At 36.1% G+C, this 22,755-nt stretch carries 26 protein-coding genes; 8 read left to right on the top strand and 18 right to left on the bottom strand.

What is annotated here, in order from left to right; genetic code table 11:
• Positions 1-94: 94 nt before the first annotated feature.
• Positions 95-544 carry a CoxG family protein gene (locus tag TR08_RS05540; RefSeq protein ID WP_045516424.1) on the bottom strand — a complete coding sequence of 150 codons (450 nt, stop codon included), beginning with the start codon at positions 542-544 and terminating at the stop codon, positions 95-97.
• Between the two features lie 290 nt (positions 545-834).
• On the opposite strand from TR08_RS05540, the gene TR08_RS05535 reads away from it, so the two are divergent.
• Positions 835-1,473 carry a YczE/YyaS/YitT family protein gene (locus tag TR08_RS05535; RefSeq protein ID WP_045516422.1) on the top strand — a complete coding sequence of 213 codons (639 nt, stop codon included), beginning with the start codon at positions 835-837 and terminating at the stop codon, positions 1,471-1,473.
• 23 nt (positions 1,474-1,496) lie between these two features.
• Here TR08_RS05535 and TR08_RS05530 read toward each other — a convergent pair whose 3' ends face one another.
• The gene (locus TR08_RS05530; RefSeq protein ID WP_045516420.1) at positions 1,497-2,099 is read right to left on the bottom strand and encodes a hypothetical protein; all 603 of its coding nucleotides are present in this window, start codon (positions 2,097-2,099) and stop codon (positions 1,497-1,499) included.
• A 296-nt stretch (positions 2,100-2,395) separates the two neighbouring features.
• Here TR08_RS05530 and TR08_RS05525 point away from each other — a divergent pair, with 296 nt between their 5' ends.
• Entirely contained in the window at positions 2,396-2,977 is a 582-nt protein-coding gene (locus TR08_RS05525; protein ID WP_045516418.1) for a hypothetical protein, read from the top strand.
• Positions 2,978-3,031: 54 nt separating this feature from the next.
• On the opposite strand, the gene pabA is transcribed toward TR08_RS05525, so the two are convergent.
• From pabA to TR08_RS05505, 4 genes are all read right to left on the bottom strand, one after another.
• Positions 3,032-3,616, bottom strand: coding sequence for an aminodeoxychorismate/anthranilate synthase component II (gene pabA / locus TR08_RS05520; protein WP_045516416.1), 585 nt, complete (start codon positions 3,614-3,616; stop codon positions 3,032-3,034).
• 145 nt (positions 3,617-3,761) lie between these two features.
• Positions 3,762-3,956 carry an IDEAL domain-containing protein gene (locus TR08_RS05515; protein ID WP_045516414.1) on the bottom strand — a complete coding sequence of 65 codons (195 nt, stop codon included), beginning with the start codon at positions 3,954-3,956 and terminating at the stop codon, positions 3,762-3,764.
• A gap of 232 nt (positions 3,957-4,188) precedes the next feature.
• Complete coding sequence (locus TR08_RS05510) at positions 4,189-5,031, bottom strand: ABC transporter permease subunit (RefSeq protein WP_045516412.1); 843 nt, start codon at positions 5,029-5,031, stop codon at positions 4,189-4,191.
• Entirely contained in the window at positions 5,024-5,938 is a 915-nt protein-coding gene (locus tag TR08_RS05505) for an ABC transporter ATP-binding protein (RefSeq protein WP_193747683.1), read from the bottom strand. Before TR08_RS05505 ends, TR08_RS05510 begins: the two co-directional genes overlap by 8 nt.
• Positions 5,939-6,116: 178 nt before the next feature.
• On the opposite strand from TR08_RS05505, the gene TR08_RS05500 reads away from it, so the two are divergent.
• The 5 genes from TR08_RS05500 to TR08_RS05480 all read left to right on the top strand — a co-directional run bounded on the left by TR08_RS05500 (position 6,117) and on the right by TR08_RS05480 (position 10,642).
• The gene (locus TR08_RS05500; protein WP_045516410.1) at positions 6,117-6,821 is read left to right on the top strand and encodes a response regulator transcription factor; all 705 of its coding nucleotides are present in this window, start codon (positions 6,117-6,119) and stop codon (positions 6,819-6,821) included.
• Positions 6,818-8,182: a HAMP domain-containing sensor histidine kinase gene (locus tag TR08_RS05495; RefSeq protein WP_045516408.1), complete on the top strand. Its 1,365-nt coding sequence runs from the start codon at positions 6,818-6,820 to the stop codon at positions 8,180-8,182. The genes TR08_RS05500 and TR08_RS05495 overlap by 4 nt, the downstream gene beginning before the upstream one ends.
• 64 nt (positions 8,183-8,246) lie before the next feature.
• Positions 8,247-9,014, top strand: coding sequence for a PepSY domain-containing protein (locus TR08_RS30185; RefSeq protein ID WP_052427353.1), 768 nt, complete (start codon positions 8,247-8,249; stop codon positions 9,012-9,014).
• Positions 9,015-9,133: 119 nt separating this feature from the next.
• Entirely contained in the window at positions 9,134-9,685 is a 552-nt protein-coding gene (locus TR08_RS30180) for a PepSY domain-containing protein (protein ID WP_052427352.1), read from the top strand.
• A 186-nt stretch (positions 9,686-9,871) separates the two neighbouring features.
• Complete coding sequence (locus tag TR08_RS05480) at positions 9,872-10,642, top strand: alpha/beta fold hydrolase (RefSeq protein ID WP_081954358.1); 771 nt, start codon at positions 9,872-9,874, stop codon at positions 10,640-10,642.
• 68 nt (positions 10,643-10,710) lie between these two features.
• On the opposite strand, the gene TR08_RS05475 is transcribed toward TR08_RS05480, so the two are convergent.
• The 4 genes from TR08_RS05475 to TR08_RS05460 are packed head-to-tail and all read right to left on the bottom strand — an operon-like array spanning position 10,711 to position 13,454.
• Positions 10,711-11,778 carry an alpha/beta fold hydrolase gene (locus tag TR08_RS05475; RefSeq protein ID WP_052427351.1) on the bottom strand — a complete coding sequence of 356 codons (1,068 nt, stop codon included), beginning with the start codon at positions 11,776-11,778 and terminating at the stop codon, positions 10,711-10,713.
• Between the two features lie 22 nt (positions 11,779-11,800).
• Complete coding sequence (locus tag TR08_RS05470; protein ID WP_045516407.1) at positions 11,801-12,367, bottom strand: poly(R)-hydroxyalkanoic acid synthase subunit PhaR; 567 nt, start codon at positions 12,365-12,367, stop codon at positions 11,801-11,803.
• A 25-nt stretch (positions 12,368-12,392) separates the two neighbouring features.
• The gene (locus TR08_RS05465; RefSeq protein WP_045516406.1) at positions 12,393-12,992 is read right to left on the bottom strand and encodes a hypothetical protein; all 600 of its coding nucleotides are present in this window, start codon (positions 12,990-12,992) and stop codon (positions 12,393-12,395) included.
• Between the two features lie 21 nt (positions 12,993-13,013).
• Entirely contained in the window at positions 13,014-13,454 is a 441-nt protein-coding gene (locus TR08_RS05460; RefSeq protein ID WP_045516405.1) for a hypothetical protein, read from the bottom strand.
• A 282-nt stretch (positions 13,455-13,736) separates the two neighbouring features.
• Between TR08_RS05460 and TR08_RS05455 the strand changes: the two genes are divergently transcribed.
• The gene (locus tag TR08_RS05455; protein ID WP_052427350.1) at positions 13,737-14,540 is read left to right on the top strand and encodes an alpha/beta fold hydrolase; all 804 of its coding nucleotides are present in this window, start codon (positions 13,737-13,739) and stop codon (positions 14,538-14,540) included.
• Positions 14,541-14,798: 258 nt separating this feature from the next.
• On the opposite strand, the gene TR08_RS05450 is transcribed toward TR08_RS05455, so the two are convergent.
• From TR08_RS05450 to TR08_RS05415, 8 genes are all read right to left on the bottom strand, one after another.
• Positions 14,799-15,416 (bottom strand): YitT family protein, encoded by a 618-nt coding sequence (locus TR08_RS05450; RefSeq protein WP_045516404.1) that lies wholly within the window; start codon positions 15,414-15,416, stop codon positions 14,799-14,801.
• A 158-nt stretch (positions 15,417-15,574) separates the two neighbouring features.
• Positions 15,575-17,254, bottom strand: a complete 1,680-nt coding sequence (locus TR08_RS05445) for an ABC1 kinase family protein (RefSeq protein ID WP_045516402.1) — start codon at positions 17,252-17,254, stop codon at positions 15,575-15,577.
• A 148-nt stretch (positions 17,255-17,402) separates the two neighbouring features.
• On the bottom strand, positions 17,403-18,569 hold the full coding sequence (gene trpB / locus TR08_RS05440) for a tryptophan synthase subunit beta (RefSeq protein WP_045516401.1): 1,167 nt from the start codon (positions 18,567-18,569) through the stop codon (positions 17,403-17,405).
• A 138-nt stretch (positions 18,570-18,707) separates the two neighbouring features.
• The gene (locus TR08_RS05435) at positions 18,708-19,901 is read right to left on the bottom strand and encodes an ABC transporter permease (protein ID WP_045516400.1); all 1,194 of its coding nucleotides are present in this window, start codon (positions 19,899-19,901) and stop codon (positions 18,708-18,710) included.
• Positions 19,898-20,593: an ABC transporter ATP-binding protein gene (locus tag TR08_RS05430; protein ID WP_045516398.1), complete on the bottom strand. Its 696-nt coding sequence runs from the start codon at positions 20,591-20,593 to the stop codon at positions 19,898-19,900. The genes TR08_RS05435 and TR08_RS05430 overlap by 4 nt, the downstream gene beginning before the upstream one ends.
• A complete protein-coding gene (locus tag TR08_RS05425; protein ID WP_045516397.1) occupies positions 20,590-21,717 on the bottom strand; it encodes an efflux RND transporter periplasmic adaptor subunit in 1,128 nt (375 codons plus the stop codon). The genes TR08_RS05430 and TR08_RS05425 overlap by 4 nt, the downstream gene beginning before the upstream one ends.
• Positions 21,717-22,388 carry a Yip1 family protein gene (locus TR08_RS05420; RefSeq protein ID WP_045516396.1) on the bottom strand — a complete coding sequence of 224 codons (672 nt, stop codon included), beginning with the start codon at positions 22,386-22,388 and terminating at the stop codon, positions 21,717-21,719. The genes TR08_RS05425 and TR08_RS05420 overlap by 1 nt, the downstream gene beginning before the upstream one ends.
• A complete protein-coding gene (locus TR08_RS05415) occupies positions 22,315-22,674 on the bottom strand; it encodes a hypothetical protein (protein WP_045516395.1) in 360 nt (119 codons plus the stop codon). Before TR08_RS05415 ends, TR08_RS05420 begins: the two co-directional genes overlap by 74 nt.
• Positions 22,675-22,755: the final 81 nt, after the last annotated feature.

Raw genomic sequence — 22,755 nt, 5'->3', positions numbered from 1 at the left:
TTAATATAACATATCTTTTGGGCTCATGTTAAAAGTTTTTTAAATAATAAAAAAAAACAATCCGAAATTTATCCGGATTGTTCATGTGAAATTTTTACCTTTGGTTGAATTCTTCGAGTTTTGAAGAGATGACGGTTGCCACTTCTTCTGTTGATTTTGGAATCGCATTTTTAAAAAGCGAATTAGCCAATGAACCTAGTGCCCCACTTGCATTTATTTCAAGAAATCCTATCAACAATGTTTTATTCTTATTTAATGCTTGAGCTTCAAAATATCCTTCACCTATATACTTTTCATTGGCACGCCTCAGTTCAAAGCTTACCTTTTTTGGTTCATTCCACTCTTTTATGTCTATAATTAGACTTACCTTTTTTTTCATTATTCCAAGGTCACTCTTAAATTCCCATGTTATTAAGCTGTCATTAATTTGCTCATGTTGTATATAACCAGGCACAAGTGGCGCCCAATTATTTGCATCCCTGATGAAGTCCCAAATCACGTTTATCGGGATAGCTAATTCTATTTGTTGCATTTCGCTAGGCATTTGGTATCCCTCTTTCTTTTTAAATGTAAAAGACCTTCAATCGGCTGAAGGTCTTTTTTAGATTTATATGATTAATAATGTCTTTATAGAAGAATGAAATTACTTTACTGAAATGTCCTTACCGTGCATATTCCATCAAGAATTTATGAAAGTTTTGATTATTATTAATTTTTTTATTATTCTACCGTAAGAGTAATAAATTGATTGATTATTAATTTGGTATCTTTTAAAATTTATAGATATATATAAAATTCAGATAAGAACTCATTATCCTTGGAGGTAACTAACTAGTGAAAGCCATTCAGTATTTATTATTTTTCTTAGGATTGACCTTCTTCGGTTTAGGGAATGCCATTGCCGTAAAGGTGAAATATGTTGGTTTACATCCCTGGGAGGTTTTAAATGTAGCCTTGTATCAGCATTTTGGACTTACCATAGGGACTTGGGGAGTTATATGCGGATTATTCCTAATTGTCATATCCTTTTTTACTGCTCGAAAGTATATTAGCATTGGAACTTTCCTAAATGCCCTATTAATTGGACCCATTATGGATTTTTTTCTATGGTTAAAAATTTTACCTGAGGCTACAAATTCCTGGATTGATTATCTCATTTTACTCGGTGCAATTGTCATTACGGGTATTGGCGGAGGAATGTATGTTGCGGCAGGTCTTGGTGCCGGACCACGGGATGGTTTTATGCTTTCAATTTCGAATAAAACAAAATTATCTGTTAGTCAAGCACGTATCCTTGTCGAAAGTTTTGTGTTGATCATTGGTTTTATATTAGGTGGACCAGTGTTTATAGCTACCTTCCTCTATACTTTTATCCAAAGTCCAGTTTTCCAGAAATCTTTAATGCTCTTTAATAGTTTGGTTGAAGTAATGAAGGATAAGAAAAAACAAATTAGAGAAGACGTGTATCTATAGAAACACCACTTCTCTAATTTTAACTAGATAACTTCCACTCTATCAGTAGTAAAATCTTGATAATAATTTTGGGAAACAAGATTATTGATACTTTCCTCATTTGCTTCCGCAAAATAGGATGATAATTTTCCTTCATAGACTAATTTTAATGAAGCTGATTCTTTTATATCATCTGGAGTAACAAGCGATAGCGGCTTTTGTTTATTGATTTTAACTCCTGACTCCTCAAGAAGTGCCGCTACGAAATGGGAACAAAAAAATGCATTTTTCCGATCTAACTCCAAATTGAACATGACGGCGAATAGACCTAAAAGATTGTAGCGATACTCCCCCTTATTTTTCTCAATCTCCTCAATTTTTCGACAAATTGCATCATATTGTTTTTCTGATATTGTACAACAATAAATAGCACAATCAGCATTCCGAAAAATTCCACCACGGATATTTTCTCTGACAAAACCAGCTAGGAAAGGATTGCGAGGTCTTTTTCTTCCAAAACTATAGACATCCCATAATTGGTCATCTAAGGCAATAGAAGCATGATTATGCGGCTTCTTCGTATATAGTTTAATAATCTTTGTTAAAACCGTCCCAGTATCAGTAAGAAGTACGTAAACCTTCCTCATCCTATATTCCCCCTTCATTTTTCTATAGGAAGGGATTCCTCTCGTTATATCCCTCAATAAATGTCTTTTACTTTATTTTAACGTGTATGTCTACGGGCTTACACAATCTCGAGAATTATTTTCAACTAAGACTTAAGACTTATCCGTAAACGGGATTTCTCTTTATGCTCATAAATTATAATTTACTAAATTAAATTCCTCATAGAAACTCATTTCTCCTGTTTTTTTATAAAAATTTCCCATTTTTAACAATTGAAGCATAAAATAATACATTCATGATGTAAGGGGTGTAAAAAATGGGATTATATATTAACAATGGCAAACATCTTAAAGTATATAAAAATAAAAAGAAAATAACTGAGCCAAACCAAAAGTTTGTTAGGAGGGATTATCTTACAGAAGTAATAGACGAACAGCAAAAGGCAAATGTTTCACTAATTATTTCCATAAATGAGATGAAACACCAATTTCTCAATCAAGAGGTTGTACAAGCAAACCACTGGGATAAAGTCACCAATCAATTAAATGAACTTAGAACAAGTAATTTACAACATAAGGAATATGAAGAATTAATTATCCATTTGTTAAAAACTCAAGAGGAATTACAAAAACAATTATCCGAAAAGATTAGTAAACAAGAAGAGTTTCAAACTGGGGTATTAAATCGATTGGATCAGCAAGAAGCATTGACAGAGAAAATTGCTCGTCAATTAAATCATATTCGCTCAATCCTTTTTGAACGGACTAACTACCTGGCAGAAAAAATTGATGAAGGATATAAACTTACTTCTTCATATGTTTATAATCTAATGACCGGATCAGACCAGCCTATTACCTTATATTTAATGAACAGTAAAAAAGGAGAAAAACAGAAATAGTTCCGGTGCCATTAAAACATGGCGCCGGTTTTTTCACTATGTAAAGCGTCTAACCTAAATGGATTTTACTTTTCCATAATTTTGGACAAAGTTTTTTAGTATCTCTTTTCCACATGTCGTTAATATCGATTCAGGGTGAAACTGAACACCTTCGAGTGGCAGCTCTTTATGACGTATCGCCATAATTTCCCCATTCTTTGTCCAAGCCGATATCTCAAAACAGTTTGGCAGTGTCTCCCTCTTCACAATTAATGAGTGATACCTCGTGGCTGGAAATGGATTCGGCAATCCTTTAAAAATTGTTTTTCCATCATGGTAGATATCAGAGGTTTTTCCATGCATTAATTGCTCAGCAGGTACAACGTCACCCTTGTAAGCTTGAGCTATCGATTGGTGCCCAAGACAAACTCCCAAAATCGGAATAACTCCTGAAAATTCCTTTATTGCCGCTAGGCTTATTCCCGCCTCATCAGGATTGCCTGGACCTGGTGAAATCATTAAAAACTCAGGATCTAACGTTCTTATTTCATCTAAGGTTGTTTGGTCGTTCCGTTGTACGACTAACTCCTCCCCCAGTTCCCCTAGGTATTGAACTAAGTTAAAGGTAAAAGAATCATAATTATCGACCATGAAAATCACAGTTGCTCACCTATTTCCCTTCAGACAATACATTTCTCTTCAATATCAGCTTTTTTCATCATACAGGAATATCAAAAACAAAAGAAGCCCTATCTAATGAGAAAAGGGCTTCCAATATAAATAAAGTCTGTTAGAAAACTTTTTGCTATGAAATTTTCTTTAATTCCTCAGATAACTTGAGGAAAGCTTCCTTATTTCTTTCTTGTAAGGAGAGGTCGATTTCCTTACGGAGCACATCTCTTCTAAATTCAATCAAGGCGTGGTTTAAAAACATTTCAGCAATTACAGAATCATTGTTTTCGTCTGTCTGTTGTGGTGAATTTAATAATCTCTTTTCCATGGAAATCAACTCCTTGAGCTTTTTCTTATTATACTGTTAGTTTTCTAAAAATTCAAATATTTTATTCGTTATAATAAAAAAAATTTTCTTGCCACTTTATTTAAGAGAAATTTAATAGTTTATTTAGGTTACTTTTATAACCTCTTATTAGACTAAACATCGTTTTCATTAATTCGGTGACAGGCACCACAAAAAGACACTGTCCACTCCAGGTGGACAGTGTCTTTTTGTGTTAGTGTATTTGGCTTTGGAATAGTGTGTTTCTGTTGTTGAATTTAGTGACCAGTTTTATTAGGAATAGGTTGCATATTAGTAAAACAGCGCCTATTAGGAATAATGTTAATGGGCTTAAGAAGAACATTCCACTTGCTTGGCTAATTACGATTCCAACGATTGGTAACACCAGGATTCCGCCAAATTGCTGGGCTTCTTGGAACGATTTGACCTTGGCTGAAATCAAGACATTCAAGATGATATTAAACAGAACTAATATTGGAATTACCCAAAACATTAAAATAATCCAGGTTGAGTTAAAATACAAGATCACTTCAAAGTGCGGATAAGTGATTACATTAACAATAATTAAATTAATGATAAATGCTGCAAAGGAAATACTTAAGGTTGGAATCAGGGATGCTACTACTTTTCCAATAAATAAGTCTTTAATTGAAATAGGCGCAAACAACAATGTTTCTAACGTATTTCTTTCCTTCTCACCTACAAAACTATTCGATGAAGTAACCATCGAATTAATAATGGCCAACATCAAGAAAAAGGGAATCATCATAAAGGTTAAGAAAAAATATACAAATTTATACCCAAGAGTTGGCAATGCTATTAGAGTATTTCTCATATCCTCATTAGGAAAATTTTCAATAAATGCATTTATTGGTTTTTCTATATCTTTTGCAGAATTCCCAACAATATCAAAGTGGATTCCGAAATAGGCAATACCCGCGGGAACTACAATACATAAGAGTAAGGCAACGATGATCATTGGAACCCAAACCTTTTTGGATGAAAAAGTAGCTTTCATATCTTTCCTTGCAATAGTTAAGATTAAATTTTTATTCAACTCCTTTTCCTCCCCGAATATTAAAATAAAGCGCCTCAAGACTTCTATTGGTTATCTCACAATTATGAACCCATGTTTCATTAAGAATACTAGCTAATAAAGGAGTAATCTCTTCTTTTGAGGCAAGGATAAATTCTAATTGATGGGTCCCTCTTCTACTGTATGTGTATCCCTTGTAAGTTTGGGTATTAAGCGGATTAAGCCCCGTTTCTACTAATAACTTAATTTCATTTAAATATTTATCCTCTAATTCCTTCTTTGCTCCTTTTTCAACTATCCTGCCCTCATTCAGGAACAAATAAGAATCACAGATTGTTTCTAGCTGATGGAGAACATGTGAGCAAATTAGGATGGTTACACCTTCTTCTTGATTCACTTTATGTAAATAGCGAATTACCTCATTTATTCCCTCAGGGTCTAAACCATTTGTCGGTTCATCTAAAAATAAAAGTCTAGGTTTATGTAATAAAGCCTTTGCAAGTGAGATTCTTTTTTTCATACCTGTAGAAAAGCTCCCAACTAATTGGTCCTTATAGGCAAGCATATCGAATTGCTCAAGCAAATGTGTGATTCGCTTCGTATCGTATTTTCCATATATTTTTGAAAAGAAGACAAGATTGTCCCATGCCGTCATATCATGATAAAGACTTGCACTTTCTGTAACAATTCCTACTCTTTTTCTAATCTCATCGCCCTGTTTTTTGGGGTCAAAACTCATCACCTTCATCATTCCAGTTGTTGGATCAATGACCCCATTTAATAGACGGATAATCGTTGTTTTCCCTGCCCCGTTTGGACCAAGCAGCCCATTAATACTTCCTTCTTTAATTGAAAAAGAGACATCTTTTAATATTTCACGCTGATTAAACTGTTTGCTTACTTTATTGACCTCAATGATATTTGCCAAAATTTCTCCCCCCATAAACCTTCATCCATCTGTATAACGATTGAAGATGGTTATTCGTTCACAAAATATTAATATTTTTTTGATTAACATGTTTAATAAAGTATGACCATATGTTCGAAAGGTTTTTATCTTAATATTGCCGAATAGAATGTAGAAATAAATATAGAGGAGAATCCAAATGTCCACAAAAAAAGGGAGTATTTTGGTTGTTGAGGATGAAGAAAAGATTGCAAGAGTATTAGAGCTTGAACTTGAATATGAAGGATATTCAGTAACAAAAGTAATCGACGGCCTTGAGGCTCTAAGAGCCTATCGTACCGGAAGTTGGGATTTAATCTTATTGGATGTCATGCTGCCAGGATTAAGCGGGATTGAACTTCTTCGTCGAATTCGAAAAAATGATCTCCATACTCCTGTCATACTTTTAACAGCAAAAAGCTCTGTTGAAGATAAAGTGTCCGGTCTAGACCTTGGGGCGAACGATTATATTACAAAGCCCTTTCAAATTGAAGAACTGTTAGCGAGAATACGTGCTGCCTTACGAATGAAGAAGGTGGAACAACCTCAGAATGAAAACGGTGACCTGCTGCGCTTTGCTGATTTAAGCATTGATCAAAAATCAAGAGAAGTGATACGGGCTGGAGAACCTATCGAATTGACTCCAAGAGAATTTGATTTACTAGTTTATCTTATGGTTCATAAACGTCAGGTTTTGAGCAGAGATCAAATTTTAGACGCAGTATGGGGTTATGACTTTTTTGGAGATACCAATGTAGTTGATGTTTATATCCGGTATGTTAGGAAAAAAATAGACCTGCCGCACTTACCCTCATTAATTCATACTGTTCGCGGTATTGGTTATGTCATGAAGGATGCCAAATGAAACTGAGAAATAAAATTAACCTTTATACAGCTTTTTTGTTTGCCCTGCTGCTGCTGATCTTAAATATTACTGTTTATTATACATTCAGCACGTTACTTCTCGACAGCGAGCTTACTACCGCACATAAGGAGATGGAGAAGATATCCGATAATTTCGGAGAATCTCTTGGAAAAATCCCCAATGATTCCCTACTTAGATCCTACGTTCCTATAAACGGTATGATACAAATTGTGACTGAGGATAACAACAATCCCCCTGCGTTTACTAGCGCTGGCGAGCAAAACCTTAGTAAGAGGAAATCAGTATTTTATAGAAGTGAAGTCAGCAAAACGATAGAATCCGAGAAACGTCACTATACCTTTGAATCAATGCCAATCATCATGCAAGACGGTAGTGTTGCCAATCTTCAGATAACCAAAAGTATGGAGACAGCAACGAAGATTTTATCTATTCTTCGTCTAGTCTTAATCTTGGTCACACTGCTTGCGCTGATTCCTGTCTTAGTTTCCAGCCGGTTACTTAGTAACTTTATTACAAAGCCCGTCACATCTATGATTAAAACAATGACAGAAATAAGGAAAAGCGGAACGTTTAAGCGTCTAAAGCTAGAAAGTAAATCGAAAGATGAGCTCTTTCAAATGGGTCAAACCTTTAACCATATGATTGATCTTTTAGAAATGAACTTTGAAAAACAGGAGCAGTTTGTTTCAAATGCATCACATGAACTTAAAACCCCTTTGACCATAATTGAAAGTTACGCAAGTCTATTAAAAAGAAGAGGCTTAAGGGAACCACAGCTATTCACAGAATCGATTGAAGCCATACACTCTGAAGCACTCCGTATGAAGGAAATGACCGAGCAGCTGTTGATGCTAGCAAGGCACCATGAACAGTGGAATATCGAGATTAACCAGGTAAATCTCAATCAGTTAATAGACCAAACTGTAAATGCATTCAGGAACGCTTACAATCGTGAAATTAAATTCGCTGCTGTGAATGAAGCTCCCTTATTCTTTGAAACTGATGAAAAAAAGCTCAAGCAGCTGTTGTTTATTTTTTTAGACAATGCACGGAAATATAGTGATGACATCATTTCAGTGGAACTAGGGAAAGAGAACAATGAAATTTATATCAAAATTATCGATCGTGGAATAGGCATCCAAGAAAGCGAACTCCCAAAGGTTTTTGATAGGTTTTATCGAGTAGATAAAGCTAGAAGCAGAAAACAAGGCGGTTCTGGTCTTGGGTTATCGATTGCCAAGGAAATTGCCGATGCAATTGGAATAGGAGTACAACTGGACAGTGCAGCTGGTATTGGAACTACTGCCACTCTTCTTATAAAAAAATTTGAAAAATTATAGGAATTCTCATCACTTTCTCATTTTAATATAAGAAAATAATTGTAGATAAGGTGGTGAATTTAAAATGAAAAAAATATCTTGGTTTTGGCTGGCGATTTGCTCTATAATCTTTGTAATTGTTGTTGTCAGCTTTCAGCAATTTGGAAAACTTACTCCGTCAGCGGACATGTTAACAGAAGAGGAAGCCGAGAAGCTCGTTAACGGGCGCTATCAAGGAAGGGTCTCATCAATAAAATTAGCCAATCAACAGTATCATATAGAACTTGAAAAACAAAATCATTTTTACACCATTAAGCTAGATTCCTCTAGTGGTAAAGTTTTATCTTTCACACAAACAGATACTGAAACATCAAAGCCAACGCCATCACAATCTCCCCCCAAAAAAGTTGAATTAACAGAAGAAAAAATAAAAGAAATTATCCGCTCTCTGGTTGTGAATGGAACAATTGCTTCATTAGAAAAAATAGATAACGGCTCTGATTCATTTTATAAGGCCATTGTGAATGACATAGAAAATCAGACAACGATTACAGTCGATGCTGTTTCAGGCACCGTCCTCTCTTCTACCTCAATATCAATTAATCAACCGCCTAAAACTTTGACAGAAAAAGAGGCTGTAGAAATTTCACGTACACAGGTTCAGGGCGAGGTTGATGATATTTGGCTTGAAACTGAAAATAATCAAACCTATTACCTTATAAAAATAGAAACAAACGATGATCGTGAAGCAACCGTTCAAATTCATGCTATTACAGGGGGTGTAATGTCAGTAGCCTGGGATGACCACGAAAATAAACAGAAGGAAAAAGACGATGATGATGACGAAGAGTGATAAGGCGCAGGAAACTATTATTTTTCTCATTGATTTCTAATGTTTCTATCCTTTTACTCTCATTTTTGGTGGATATACTGAAAGTGTAGAAAGGTAATAACAAAAAGGAGGAAAAGAAAATGAAAAATAAAGCTTTGATAGGTGTTGTGTCATCGTTACTAGTTTTGGGAGGAGCAATTGCAGTAGGTGCATCTAAAAATGATACTCGTCCGGATGATTCCGTTCATGTAGATGATAAAAATTCATTCATTAATCTTGGTACACAAAATCTACCTGAAATTAAACCAGGTCAGGAAATTGAGTTAGAAACAGAGCATGGTCAAACATTTTACAAAGTAGAATCATATGATGACGACAGTAATTCTTCATCTACCCAATCAACAAACACTTCCACGCTTTCCGTTGAAGAAGCAGCAAAAATCGCTACCAATGAAGTTAACGGCAAAATTACAGAGGTTGAAAAAGAAATGGAACATGGCAGACTTGAATATAAATTTGAGATTCAGTCAGATCGAGGCGAGGTTGACGTTCGAGTCGATGCTGAAACTGGGAAAATCACCAGAGTAAAGTTTGATGATGAGAGCAGAGATGATCGGTATGATGATGATGATGATGATGATGACGATGATGACAAGGGTAGAGGCAGTGATGACAGCGGGATCGATGGATAAATATAAGGAAGGACAATCGCCAAGTTGATTGTCCTTTTTTATGTCCAGATATATGTAATTTACACCTATTGGTAATATTATGCAAAGAAGAAATATATAATATGTTAATTACAACATTATACCTGTTTACACTATCCGAATTATGGCAAAAAAGTTAAATATGACAGACCATAGGAGGTAGTTTATTTGGGTGAGTTATTTTGTGGAATACCGTATATACGAATGGGTGCTGGTGAGCCTTTGGTTTTTATTCATGGACTTGGCGAAATAAAGGAAGGCTGGTCCAACCAGTTTGAGTTTGCAGAACAGTATGATCTGATTATTCCAGATTTAAGGGGACATGGAGAGTATATTACCAATGAGGAAATTTCCATTTCAAACTTTGCACTCGATGTTATTTGCTTGTTAAAGGGTCTTGGGATTCAAAGCGCTCACATCTGTGGGTTATCAATGGGCGGGATGGTTGCTCAAGAAATCTATCGTCAGGCACCAGGAATGTGTCGGTCCCTTATGCTCGTAAGTACTTTCCATTATGCACCAAAACATATCGGAGAGATATTTTTAAAATTTCGCAAGCTACGATCAGAATCATTTTCCATCGAGGAGCAAAAAAATATAGCAGCACGAGTTTGCCTCTACTCATGGACTGACGAAAACATTGAGAAGTTCAAAAAATTTTATCAGCCTAATCGTGAATATTACCTCCCTTCAATGAAAGCATGCCTTAAGGTAAATAATTTATGTTTGCTCCCAATGATAAAGGTTCCGACTTTAATTATTGGTGGTCAATATGATTCAGTCACACCTGTTTGGATACAATTATTAATGCATAAACAAATTAGGCACTCTGAATTTGTCATTTTTAGAAATACAGGACATATTGCTAAGCTCGAGGCAAAAGAAGCCTTTAACGAGGTGCTTCGTAACTTTTTAAATAAACATAAAAAAGCAAGTTAAGGGAAGGACCATCCTTCCCTTTCTCCCTAAACATTATATAAGCTTGCACTTACCTTTAGTACAAAAATTTACAGCGGATTTGAACGAGTTGAAGCCCACTCATCCACAACTACTGCGAACAATCCGGTTAATGCTAAGGAAACATGACCTGCTTCAACCAACTTGTACGTCTTATCCTCACTAGCAACTAAATCCATAATTGGCAAGCTTTGTTGTTCTAAAACTAAATTATCGTTTGATGAGGAAATAACAAATAAGTTCGATTTAATATTTTTTAAATCAGCATTTTTATTTCCAATCATTAATTCGCCTTTAACAAGCTTGTTCCCCTTAAAAAGGTCATTCGTTAATTGTCTAAATGCCTCACCCGCAAATGGAACCTGATCTGTAGTCCATTTATTCATTCGACGCCATTTATCCACATATCGAGGATCATTGGCTCGATTCAACAGCATTGTATAGTGACTAAAATAAATTGGAGCTGATACAGCTCGAAACATAGCTTCCACATAGGATGACGGAAGGTTTCCATAAACGTCAATTAAGCGATCAACATGAAAATCACCATTCCTTAGACCCTCTGCCCATTTATCTGGACCAACAAAAGCTGTAAAATCTATGGGAACAGTTGCAACAATCAAGTTTTTAATCGGTTCTTCAGCAATCGAAGCATATATCGAAGCAATAGTCCCGCCTAGGCAATAACCAACAAGTGTAATCTCTTCCGCACCAGAATGGCGGATAGCACGCTTAACTGCAGTCCTTAAATACTTTTGGATATATGTATCCAGACCCATATTTTTATCTTCATACCCTGGAGTACCCCAATCTAATAAATACACATCATACCCACGGTTTGTAAGTCCCTCAATCACGCTGGCCTTCGGGGCAATATCAAGAATGTATGGTTTATTAAATAAGGAATAGACGAAAAATAATGGAATTCCATATTTTTTTTGTTTTGCTGGATAATACCATAAAACTGATTTATTTTTTTTCCAAACATCTGTCCTAGGAGTATGACCTATTTTCGGTTCAGGTTCATTTAATAATTGAAAAACATGCTTCCAGCGTTTCAATTCTTTTTCAGATTCTAATGGTGGAAATAAATCCTTAAATGGTGTTTCAACTGCCACTTCTTTAGCCCCCCTTTATTACTTATTTTGTTGAGCCAGCTCCTGTTAAGTCGGGTTCTTTTTGATTGTCTTTTTCAACGTGGCTTTTAAGTATCTCTATTTCATCTTTAAGATTATTTAATTTATTTAGCTCGAACTTTATCTCTTGTAGTTCACTTTGCAGATCCTTTGAATCTGCTAGTTCCTTTTTCGTTTTTACTAACTCTGTTTTTAGTTGTTTTGTTAGTTTAATAATTTCCTTGGATACCTCTACAACAGTTTCAATTTCTTTACTTTGTGATTTCACTGAATCCTGTAAATCCCAAATGTGTGCCTCAAGGGATTCAATTTTTTCTTCCGTTTGAATTGTTAACGAAGCTACATTTGCCAAGTCATTTTTAGTTGGAATATTGAGTACACCTGCAAGTGCCTCTTGATTCTTTTTAAATGCTTCTAGGTATCGAGAGTGTGCCTCAGTCCCTACTTTTGACATTTTGACAAATTCATTGTTATTTGACAAAAGAAAAAGAAAATCATTTATTTGTTTTTCCCACATTTCACTATACCTTTTGAAAGAATCATATGGATCATACGGTCTTTTAGTCGACATCTGGTTCACCTCAAAAAAGTTATGATTATTTTGACTCCGTAGCATTCTTCATATATTGCTGAAAAGGTAAAAGTGCAGATTTTACTTGCTTTTCAAATAGATTAACGAATATTTTTTGATTTTCATATAAAATATTGGTTGTACTCTTCACACCTTCAATATATTTCTCTCGACTTTTCTTTCTAAAAGAAATATATTGTTCAACTGTGTCTAAATACTTGTCAAGGGCTTGTCCATTCGTTAATGTACGAATTGGTGTTGATAATAGAGATGTAGTTTTATTCTGAATGTCATCAACGACTTGGTTGATCTCTTCATAAGATTTAACAGGGAAAAAATGTTGAATGGTAGTCGTGGTCATGAGTAATTCCTCACGAGCATATTTTTCCCACTCAAGAAGCTCTCTCCTAAATTGCTCCGTAATGGCTTTGCTATTTTCCTGATTTCTTTTAATTCTCTCAACATATTGCTTAGTAGCATTTAAGAATAAATCATCATGATGGTTTAAGCGCCCTGCCCATTCATCCACTTCTTCATAAGCAGCTCTCCACATTAATTCAAAACTTGAAAGTTGATGATCCTTGATACCTTGATTTTCCACTTCTGATTCATTTCTAATAGCCATATTGTTTTCTCCTCCAAATGTTTATTCATTAAATAACTTCTTCAAATCCTTTAGTTCAGTCTTCAATGTTCTTATTTTATTGGCCTTTAAGTCCTTCACTTCATTTTCTAATAAACAAAGCATATCACTTAGAGATTTATTAAGTTTTTTTAACTCGGAATTGTCCTTATTCAAACCCAAATTTAGCATATAAAGTGTTTCTTCAAGATTATCTATCTTATCCTCACAATCAACTTTACTTTCTGCAAGATCAGCAAAATCATCTTTCGTTGGAATATCAAATACAGTTAACCAATTGTTTATTACCTTTTGTTGAATCACAACATGGTCTAAGTGGTTTTCAATTGCTTTTCCAAAAGCATGTGTAAAGGTTTGACAATTGGTATGTGCATGAATCCGCTTGTTCCACTCTTTTTCTAGATTTTTGTAATAAATCACAGGATCGTGATGACTGAATTTCATAAACACCCTCTCATCTAACCGGTTAGTATGTTGCTATATGAATAAAGAGATTGTCATTTTTAGTCAATCTAAAATGAATATTACTATAATTCAAATTATTATAATAAAATGCAAATTTGTAAACCCACCATTTTCGACAAATTTCACCATTTTGTTAAAAAACACTCTAAAAAATATATATTTTCCAATAAGGATTTACCGTTTTTTCTGATTCCTTTTTGTTCTTTAGTAATGTGAGGTTTCATATAAATGACAATATTAGTAATTAAGGAGTTGTTTAGCATGCCTATAACTAAGGCTAATGGAATTGATTTATATTATGAAGTTCATGGTGAGGGTGAACCCCTGCTATTAATTATGGGGTTATCACTTACTTCTAAATCTTGGTTTCGAACGATCCCGGCTCTAAGTGAACAATATAAGGTGATAGTATTTGATAATCGTGGTGTTGGTCTAAGTGGGAAGCCGAATTCTCCCTATTCGATCGAATTAATGGCCGATGATGCTAGAGCCGTTCTGGATGCCGCCGGAGTAGCGTCTGCTAATGTATATGGAATTTCAATGGGAGGAATGATTGCCCAAAGAATTGCATTGAAATATCCAGAGCGGATTAGGTCCCTAATCCTAGGCTGTACAACTTCAGGTGGGGAAAAACATGTTCAACCTAGTGCCGATGTCTCCATGCTGATGCTGTCTAGAGCATCTTCTATAGCCACACCGGAAGAAATGGCTTGGGCGACTGCGCCAATCCTCTACAGTCAATCTTTTATTGAAAATCATAGGGACCTAATAGCTGAAGATGTCCAAAGGAGAATTGAGATACCTGTCCTGCCATATGCCTATATGCTGCAGCTTCAAGCATGTCTTGCTCATGACACTTACAATGAAATCGACCAAATAAGAGTACCTGTCTTGGTGATTCATGGAGATGCGGATAAATTAGTTCCATATGAAAATGGTGTTACACTGGCTGAAAAAATACCAAATGCCGAATTCCTTACTATCAATGGCGCAGGTCACATTTATGTAACTGAAGCGAATGATTTAGTTACTAGTCGCGTACTTGAGTTTCTAAAAAATCAATAATAACAAAAAATGCCTAATCATTTGACTGGGCATTTTATATTATTATTGTACACTAGCACTTGTCCCGCCATCTACAACAAGAATATGACCGTAAACATAATTAGAAGCTAAAAATAATGCAGGTCCTTTCATATCATTGTCTGATCCAAATCGTCCTGCAGGTGTGGTTTTTGTCGAATGATTGTATAGTGTTCACAGAATTGTAGGAAATCTACAAAAAAAAAGAATCCACTAATATGGATTCCATATCTTATCTATTCAATTATTTATGGTTAAATCAATGGTTTTATAAGCTATGAAAAACGTAACTAATGAAAAAACAGCTTCCTTCAAACCGTATATGAAAATAGATGTGCTAAATATAAAAAAGTTAAAAAATAATACAATTTGTCCAATTGAAAAAGGGATTCGTTTACTAAATAAAATAGCCAAAACCTCTGTACCATCTAATGACCCTCCAAATCGGATAACTATGCCTACACCTAATCCTAAGATAATCCCTCCTATGATTATTACTAAAAATGGGTTATTGGTTATGGAAGGATATGGTTCTAGAACATAGGTACCCATTGAAAGCACAGAAATAGCAAAAAGGCTTAGAATAAGAAATCTTTTACCCAGATATGAATATCCTAATAAGAAAAAGGGTGTATTTAGTAGTAGGAGAGACAAACCAATCTCAATACTAGAAATATGCGAGAGTATAATACTTACTCCAACGATACCACCATCAATTACATTATTCTTCACTAAAAACATCTGTAATGAAATGGCAACAAGTGAAGCGCCGCAGAAGACGTATAATAATCTTTTATTTATAGATATATAGGCAGATCTGCTATAACTTAGATAATATTTAACTCTCTTCTTATACATATTCCGCCCCTTTTGCTTGAATGATATCTCCTTTGTATAGTTCATTATATTCTTCTTCATAAGAAAAATGCCCGACCAATTGGTCAGGCACTCTACTTGGTTTACTCTTTTTATGCTTTTATTTCAGCTCTTTATGTCGAAGTACTCTTCTTAGTACCTTACCTTCCCGATTTAAAAATAGAATATAAAAGTAACAGGAACATTGTGGTGGCAATCCCAAAACCGATTTCGATTACTGGCAGTTTATATAACATGATGGATGGTTGTCCTGATAATGAAGCACCAATAATAATTCCTACCAAAATAAGGCTAAAGGATAGTAATACAATACTGAAGGAGAGTCTGTTGCTTATCTTATTAAGTTTTTTAAGGAAAGGTTCTATTTCCGGTGTTGTTATTTCAATTTGCATTTTCCCATTTTTCATAACAGATGACAAATCCTTAATGGTTTTTGGGAATTCTTGAAGGATATCTCCGTATTCTGTAAAGTTTGACCATGCAAACTCAGCCACATTTTTCGGCTTAAAGCGATCCATAAGCAGTTGTCGTCCAAATGGTTCTGCTACTGCTAAAATACTAATTTCATGGTTAAGCTTTTCAACTGTGCCCTCCAATGTCAGCAACGTTTTTCCTAATATTGTTAAATCGGTTGGGATCAAAATCTTATGCCGATAGGCAACAGAAAAAAGTTCATTGACAGCAGTACCTACACTCATCTGACTAAAAGGAACATCCAGGTACTTTTCCCTAAGCTTTTCCACATCTCCATGTAATTGTTTTACATTCACATCATCTGGTACAAGCCCCATGCTTGTAATTGCCTTCACTACTTCTGGTGTGTTTTTACGCATTAATGCAATGACAAAGGAAGCAATATGAGTCCTCATTTCAGGAGTGATCCGCCCCACCATGCCAAAATCCATAAAGGCAATAACTTGACCTGGGAGTGCAACGATATTACCTGGATGGGGATCTCCATGGAAAAATCCATCGATTAGAATTTGATGAAATAAAGCATTTACTACTTTTTCACCTAATACTTTTGTGTCGTATCCCACTCGATGAAGTTTTTCTATTTCATTTAATTTAACTCCATCGATAAATTCCATCGTCAATATCTTTTTAGTAGTGTATTCCCAATAAACCTTTGGAATGTGGACTTTTGGATCACTATGGAATTGTTTAGCAATCTTTTCAGCGTTTCTGCCTTCATTTTCATAATCTAATTCTTCACGAAGTGACCTTGATAATTCTTCTACAATTGTACGAATTTGGTACCTTTCCACCCAATCGATTCTACTTTCTGCTAATCTAGCGAGGTCCTGAAGGATTTCTAAATCCGTTTCAATTACACTAATAATATTGGGTCGTTGAATTTTAACTGCTACACGTTCTCCAGTAAGCAATACGGCATAATGAACTTGACCAATGGATGCAGCAGCCAGCGGTGTTTCACAGAACTCTGCAAATGAATTTTTCAGAGAATCAGCCAATTCTTGTTCCAGTATTCTTTTAACTTCATCAAATGAAAAAAGGGAGACACGGTCTTGAAGCTTTACCAACTCATGAAGGATTTCAGCAGGAATAATATCGGGTCTCGTGCTGGCAATTTGACCAATTTTCACAAAGGTTGGACCAAGTTCCTCGAGAAACATTCTAATTCTTTCACCTGTTGTTCTGCTTTTCAGTGTTTTATTTCCTTCAACAAATACCTTCTTCGGTACCGCTAAAAGGTCTAGGAGCCCTAATTCTTTCATCACAAAACCAAATCCATACTTGGTAAAAGCATATACAATGTCACGGTAGCGTTGAATATGGCGAATTTTTTTCTTAATCATCTGCTCCCTCCTGTTGGGAGTAATTTTTATTTTATTTTTCCTCGATTCAAGATTCTCATTTTTTCCATGGATTTACAAGGTCATTCGACTAATGTTCGTTTAAAAAACAAAAAGACGCATCGTTATCCGATACGTCTAGTCACCATTATTATTTTTTTAACATTTTAAATACCTGTTCTACATCTTTGTCTCCGCGACCTGATAGGTTGACGACCAGGACATCATCTTTCGATAATTCTTTTGCTAGTTTTATAGCATAAGCAACGGCGTGTGAGCTCTCTAACGCTGGAATGATTCCCTCGGTTTTGCTGAGCTGCAGAAATGCCTCTAATGCTTCCTGCCCTGTAACCGTAACGTATTCCGCTCTTCCGCTCGTTTTCAAGTGGCTATGCTCTGGTCCAACACCCGGATAATCCAATCCGGCTGCAATCGAATAGGTCGGTTGTGGATCTCCATTTTCATCTAATAATGTTAAACATTTAAAGCCGTGGATGACGGCTGGAATTCCTTTTGTTAAGGTCGGTGCTTCCTCCGGCTCCACGCCAATTAAACGTACATATTTTTCATCTATATAGTGTGCAAAAGCACCAATGGCATTACTGCCGCCGCCTGCACAGGCAATTACCGCAGTTGGCAGCTTGCCTTCTTTTTCAATAATTTGGCGCTTTGATTCTTCACTAATAATGGCTTGGAAGTATTTAACCATGGATGGGTATGGATGAGGCCCCACTGCTGATCCTAATAAATAAAAGGTATTTTGATAGTTTTGAACTAAGTCTGCTAAAGCTTCATCTACTGCATCCTTTAATCGACCCTGCCCTTTCTCTACTGGGATAACTTTCGCCCCTAATAGTTCCATTCTAAAGACGTTAAGCGCCTGACGCTCAGTGTCAAGCTTACCCATATAAATAATACATTCCATTCCAAACATGGCACAGGCAGAAGCAGTTGCTACACCATGCTGACCTGCTCCTGTTTCGGCTATAATTCGTTTCGCACCCATTCTTTTCGCTAATAATATTTGACCAATTGCATTATTTATTTTGTGGGCCCCAGTATGGTTTAAATCTTCTCGTTTTAGATAGATTTTTGCTCCGCCCATTTGTTTCGTTAAATTTTCTGCATAGGTCAACGGGTTTTCACGCCCAACATATTCCTTAAGGTAATAGTTGAATTCCTCGATAAAATCCGGGTCATCTTTATACTTTAGGAATTGTGTTTCCATCTCATTTAGTACTAATTGAAGCTCCTCTGGAACAAAACTTCCTCCAAACTCACCAAAATAACCTTTATTTTCAACACTAACCTTTTCCATACTCAGCTCGTCTCCTTTTATACTTTTATTTGACTCAGGTAATATGGTTTTAAACAATTATAGATTAATATAATTGAATATTCAAATAATAAGAAAAATAAAAAAGAAGGATGAAAATTTTTCCCATCCCCGATGATGCTATTCATATCTTAGTGATTCAATTGGGTCTAATTTAGATGCCTTGTTTGCTGGCAGCAGTCCAAACACAACACCGATCACCATCGAAAAGACAACACCGCCTAACACTACCTGCCAAGATATCAAAGATGGCCATCCAGCAAAGAAACTTACAATACTTGCCGTTCCCCATCCAAGAAAAATTCCGAGTATCCCACCAATTAATGTTAGCGTCATCGATTCAATTAGGAATTGTGTTAAAACCTGTCCTCTCGTGGCACCCAGCGCCATTCGAATTCCGATCTCTCTTGTACGCTCAGTTACTGAAACGAGCATGATATTCATCACACCAATACCGCCCACGAACAGCGAGATACCTGCAATGCTGCCAATAATTAGCGTCATGATTCTTGTAATCTGCCCAATCCCAGCGGCTATTTCTTCCATATTGAGCACTTGATAGGAATCTTCTGTATTATGCATATTGTTTAATAGTCTGGCGGCCTTTTTACCTGCACTCTCAAGCTGGTCTGAAGTGTCTGCTTGAAGAGTTACCTGGGTAAAGTCACTACTGCCATAAATCGTTCGCCATGTTTGAAAGGGTAGATAAACCTCCATAGAACTAAAAGAAAGGAGACCTGTCGGTTTTTCTAATACACCAATGATTTCAATCGGCTGATTTGCCACTGTGATGACTTCTCCAACAGGATTTTTGCCCTTAAATAATTCCTCCTGGATAACATGACTTACTAGACCTACACGACGACCACCTAGAAAATCTGAAGTGGAAAAACTTCTCCCTTTTTCAACTTTCATTTCATTTAATTTAACATAAGCTTGATTAATACCTGTGGATGACACATCAGCGGTTTCCTGCTGAAATCTAACAGATGACATTTGTGTGCTAGATGCAACAATGCTTTTAATCTCTGGTATCTGCTCAAGAGCCCGAATATCCTCCTGTTTAAACGGGGCCTGCAAGAAAATATTTGGATTGGCACGAATTTCTTCATCAGAAGGCTGATACAACAGTTCTACCGTGTTTCCTGGACCGGTGATTTGAGTTTTAAGCATCGCCTCTCCGCCTTGCCCAATTGCCACTACAATGATTACGGCTCCAACTCCAATAATGATACCAAGCATCGTTAAAATACTTCGCATTTTATGCGCTTTTAATGAACTTAACGCCATCAAAAGATTTTCCATAAAACTCATTCAGACGCCCCCCTATTGGAAGCTGAAGGTAACTGAATCATGCCATCTCGAACAAATATAGTACGATTCGCATACGCGGCCACTTCAGATTCATGGGTAACAACGATTACCGTAACGCCTTCTTCCCCATTTAGTTCCCTGAATTGCTCCATAATTGCGGTGCTTGTCTTGGAATCTAGCGCTCCTGTGGGCTCGTCTGCAAGAATGATCTTTGGTTTATTCACAATCGCTCGAGCGATAGCGACACGCTGCTTTTGCCCTCCAGATAAGGCATTGGGTAAATGGTCCATTCGATCAGATAATCCTACTTTGTTTAACGCTTCTTCCGCTCTTAACTGACGTTCTACTTTGGAAACTCCTGCATAGATCATCGGAAGTTCCACATTTTTCAATGCTGATAAACGGGGTAATAAATGAAATTGCTGGAATACAAATCCAATCGATTGATTCCTAACCCGTGCAAGTTCATTTTCACTATAATGAGAAACATTTTCTCCGCTAAGGGTGTAGTTCCCAGAAGTTGGTTTATCCAAACAGCCTATCATATTCATTAAGGTCGATTTTCCTGAACCCGAGGGACCCATGATGGCAACGAATTCTCCTTGCTCTATTTTTAAACTAATATTATTTAATACATTAACGTTCTCTTTTCCAAGCAAATAAGTTTTGGTAATAGATTCTAGCTCGATCATTTCACGGTCACTTCCATGCCATCCTTGATTGAATCTGGTCCGTTAATGACAATGGTGTCTTCTTTTGTTATACCTTCTAAAATTTCAATTTTTGCTCCCGATGTGATGCCTGTTTTAACATTTTTCTTACTCGCAATGCCATCCTTAATGATAAAAACATATGGCTGGTCTCCATCATCGTATAGTGCATCAATTGAAAGGACATTTGCTTGTTTTTTGTCCGTTTCAATTTCCATGATAATTTGGAACCCTGGTTTTAATGCTTTACTATCACCTGTAATCTTCATCGTTACTGGATACTGTACAGCCTGACTTCCACTTTGGAGAGCAGTTTGATTTTGTTCAGGGAGTAGAGATATTTTCATTATTTCTCCCTGCCACTCTTGATCAGGTACAGCATCGGAACGGAGAATCACTTTCTGTCCGTTATTTACTTTCAATGTGTCATATTCTGACAACAGTCCTGTTACTATCATTGCATCGAGTTTACCAATATGTACGATAGGTTTAGACATGCTCGCTTCCATGGAAGATGAATCTGGCTTATTCACGGATAGGACGACACCATCTATTGTACTAATAATCTCTAATTCACTTTGACGTTTACTTATCATATCCTTTTGAAGTGTGGTTTGCTTCAGTTCTAAATTAGCAAGCTTCTTTTCCATCTCTAGCTGCTCATATTCAGGGGAAAGCTGTTTTTTTGCTTCCTCTTTACCCACCTGATCTGCAAGTGTCTTTTCTTTATCGTTTAAAAGCTTCAATTGTTTATCAAGTTGATTTATTTTCAAATTAGCAGATTCAATAGACAGCTTATTTTGCTCCATTTCCAGTTCTAACTGAGGATTTTGAAGCTTTGCTACTACCGTACCTTTCGTTACTTCCTGACCTTCTACCACAAGAAGCTCTTTAAGCTCCCCTTTTTCGGGAGACGCATAAATAATTTGTTCTTCTTCAAGCTTAACTGTACCTGGAATCATTAACATAGAGGAGATTTCCTCTTCCTTCATCTCAGTTGTTTCAACGGAAGGTCCTTTTGCAAAGACCTCCCGGTAAACACTGACGGAAATCATGATGATGACCAGGCTGATAACACTAATCATAATCCATGTTTTCTTTTTCATTATAACATCGACGCTCCTTGCAGCAGACTACCTATTAATGCAAAGCCAATTCCGATTATGAAGAAGACAATCGCTATCGTCCAAGCAAGGCCCTTTGATAATTGTGCTGTTTTATGGAGTCCGATAGCCGTTACGATCGTCGTCCAGATTGTGAAAACCTCAAATGAACCTAAGATACCCGCTTTATCTTGATTTAGTAAACCTGCTAAACTAGTAACATATATTTCTGGATTCCCGCCAATTGCATATCTAATCGCTGTATTTAGAATAACTCCTGCTGCACCTATCACCATGATATAAGTATTCATTGAAAATAATTGTTTAAATGTAACGGGAGAACTAGCAATCTTGGTAATAATTAATTGAATCGCACTGCTAATAAGCACACCGATAATTGGTGTTAAGATTCCTGTTACAGCAACCGTTACCTTCGTGATACCTAAAACCAGGTCTACTTGATCGTCTGGTATCCCTTGCCCAATTAAGGTTGAGGCATCCATTGATAACGCCATTAATGTCATTCCGACTGCGTATAGAATACTAATAATTAGCAGTGGCACCCAAATTTTTGGAGTCTGCTTAATCCTCTCAAATTGTTCACCCGGACTCGTAAACATCCCTAATAATGAAGGCTTTTGTTCTTTTGTAATGATTTCTGTTTGATTTTCCATTATTATCACACCCCAGTTTCCAATTATGTAAAATATTACTTTTAATTATACGATTAAATAGGAAGAAGGTTTCGTTATTAATTACTAAGTTTAAAATTTTCACCGACACATTCGCTACTATTTGCCCATTATCGGTAAATGAATAGGGCTGGTACTTGTCTGTCCAAAAACCATTTAGGTACCAGGCTTCAAAATCTATACCAAAAGTCTTAGTAGCCAGCTGATTAAAACTATCCCTTAATGGTTCGTTCTCTCGATATCCCTTTACAAACGTATACTTTTTCAATCATTTCCCCCCCTATATCCATGTCTGTCTAAATTTTAGCAAAGAATAATAAAAAAAAATTCTTTGAAAATGAATTACAAT

The organism is Neobacillus niacini, assembly GCF_000759675.1.
Classification (GTDB): Bacteria; Bacillota; Bacilli; order Bacillales; family Cytobacillaceae; genus Neobacillus; species Neobacillus niacini_A.
The sequence above is the reverse complement of the archived record's forward strand: the minus strand, read 5'-3'. Positions and strand labels throughout refer to the sequence as shown.

What these genes read in the sequence shown, in the direction of transcription:
- TR08_RS05540 (WP_045516424.1), bottom strand. Translation starts at nt 544, where the DNA reads ATGCCTAGCGAAATGCAACAAATAGAATTAGCTATCCCGATAAACGTG.
- TR08_RS05530 (WP_045516420.1), bottom strand. Translation starts at nt 2,099, where the DNA reads ATGAGGAAGGTTTACGTACTTCTTACTGATACTGGGACGGTTTTAACA.
- TR08_RS05525 (WP_045516418.1), top strand. Translation starts at nt 2,396, where the DNA reads ATGGGATTATATATTAACAATGGCAAACATCTTAAAGTATATAAAAAT.
- TR08_RS05515 (WP_045516414.1), bottom strand. Translation starts at nt 3,956, where the DNA reads ATGGAAAAGAGATTATTAAATTCACCACAACAGACAGACGAAAACAAT.
- TR08_RS05500 (WP_045516410.1), top strand. Translation starts at nt 6,117, where the DNA reads ATGTCCACAAAAAAAGGGAGTATTTTGGTTGTTGAGGATGAAGAAAAG.
- TR08_RS05495 (WP_045516408.1), top strand. Translation starts at nt 6,818, where the DNA reads ATGAAACTGAGAAATAAAATTAACCTTTATACAGCTTTTTTGTTTGCC.
- TR08_RS30185 (WP_052427353.1), top strand. Translation starts at nt 8,247, where the DNA reads ATGAAAAAAATATCTTGGTTTTGGCTGGCGATTTGCTCTATAATCTTT.
- TR08_RS30180 (WP_052427352.1), top strand. Translation starts at nt 9,134, where the DNA reads ATGAAAAATAAAGCTTTGATAGGTGTTGTGTCATCGTTACTAGTTTTG.
- TR08_RS05470 (WP_045516407.1), bottom strand. Translation starts at nt 12,367, where the DNA reads ATGTCGACTAAAAGACCGTATGATCCATATGATTCTTTCAAAAGGTAT.
- TR08_RS05465 (WP_045516406.1), bottom strand. Translation starts at nt 12,992, where the DNA reads ATGGCTATTAGAAATGAATCAGAAGTGGAAAATCAAGGTATCAAGGAT.
- TR08_RS05460 (WP_045516405.1), bottom strand. Translation starts at nt 13,454, where the DNA reads ATGAAATTCAGTCATCACGATCCTGTGATTTATTACAAAAATCTAGAA.
- TR08_RS05455 (WP_052427350.1), top strand. Translation starts at nt 13,737, where the DNA reads ATGCCTATAACTAAGGCTAATGGAATTGATTTATATTATGAAGTTCAT.
- TR08_RS05450 (WP_045516404.1), bottom strand. Translation starts at nt 15,416, where the DNA reads ATGTATAAGAAGAGAGTTAAATATTATCTAAGTTATAGCAGATCTGCC.
- TR08_RS05445 (WP_045516402.1), bottom strand. Translation starts at nt 17,254, where the DNA reads ATGATTAAGAAAAAAATTCGCCATATTCAACGCTACCGTGACATTGTA.
- trpB (WP_045516401.1), bottom strand. Translation starts at nt 18,569, where the DNA reads ATGGAAAAGGTTAGTGTTGAAAATAAAGGTTATTTTGGTGAGTTTGGA.
- TR08_RS05435 (WP_045516400.1), bottom strand. Translation starts at nt 19,901, where the DNA reads ATGAGTTTTATGGAAAATCTTTTGATGGCGTTAAGTTCATTAAAAGCG.
- TR08_RS05430 (WP_045516398.1), bottom strand. Translation starts at nt 20,593, where the DNA reads ATGATCGAGCTAGAATCTATTACCAAAACTTATTTGCTTGGAAAAGAG.
- TR08_RS05425 (WP_045516397.1), bottom strand. Translation starts at nt 21,717, where the DNA reads ATGAAAAAGAAAACATGGATTATGATTAGTGTTATCAGCCTGGTCATC.
- TR08_RS05420 (WP_045516396.1), bottom strand. Translation starts at nt 22,388, where the DNA reads ATGGAAAATCAAACAGAAATCATTACAAAAGAACAAAAGCCTTCATTA.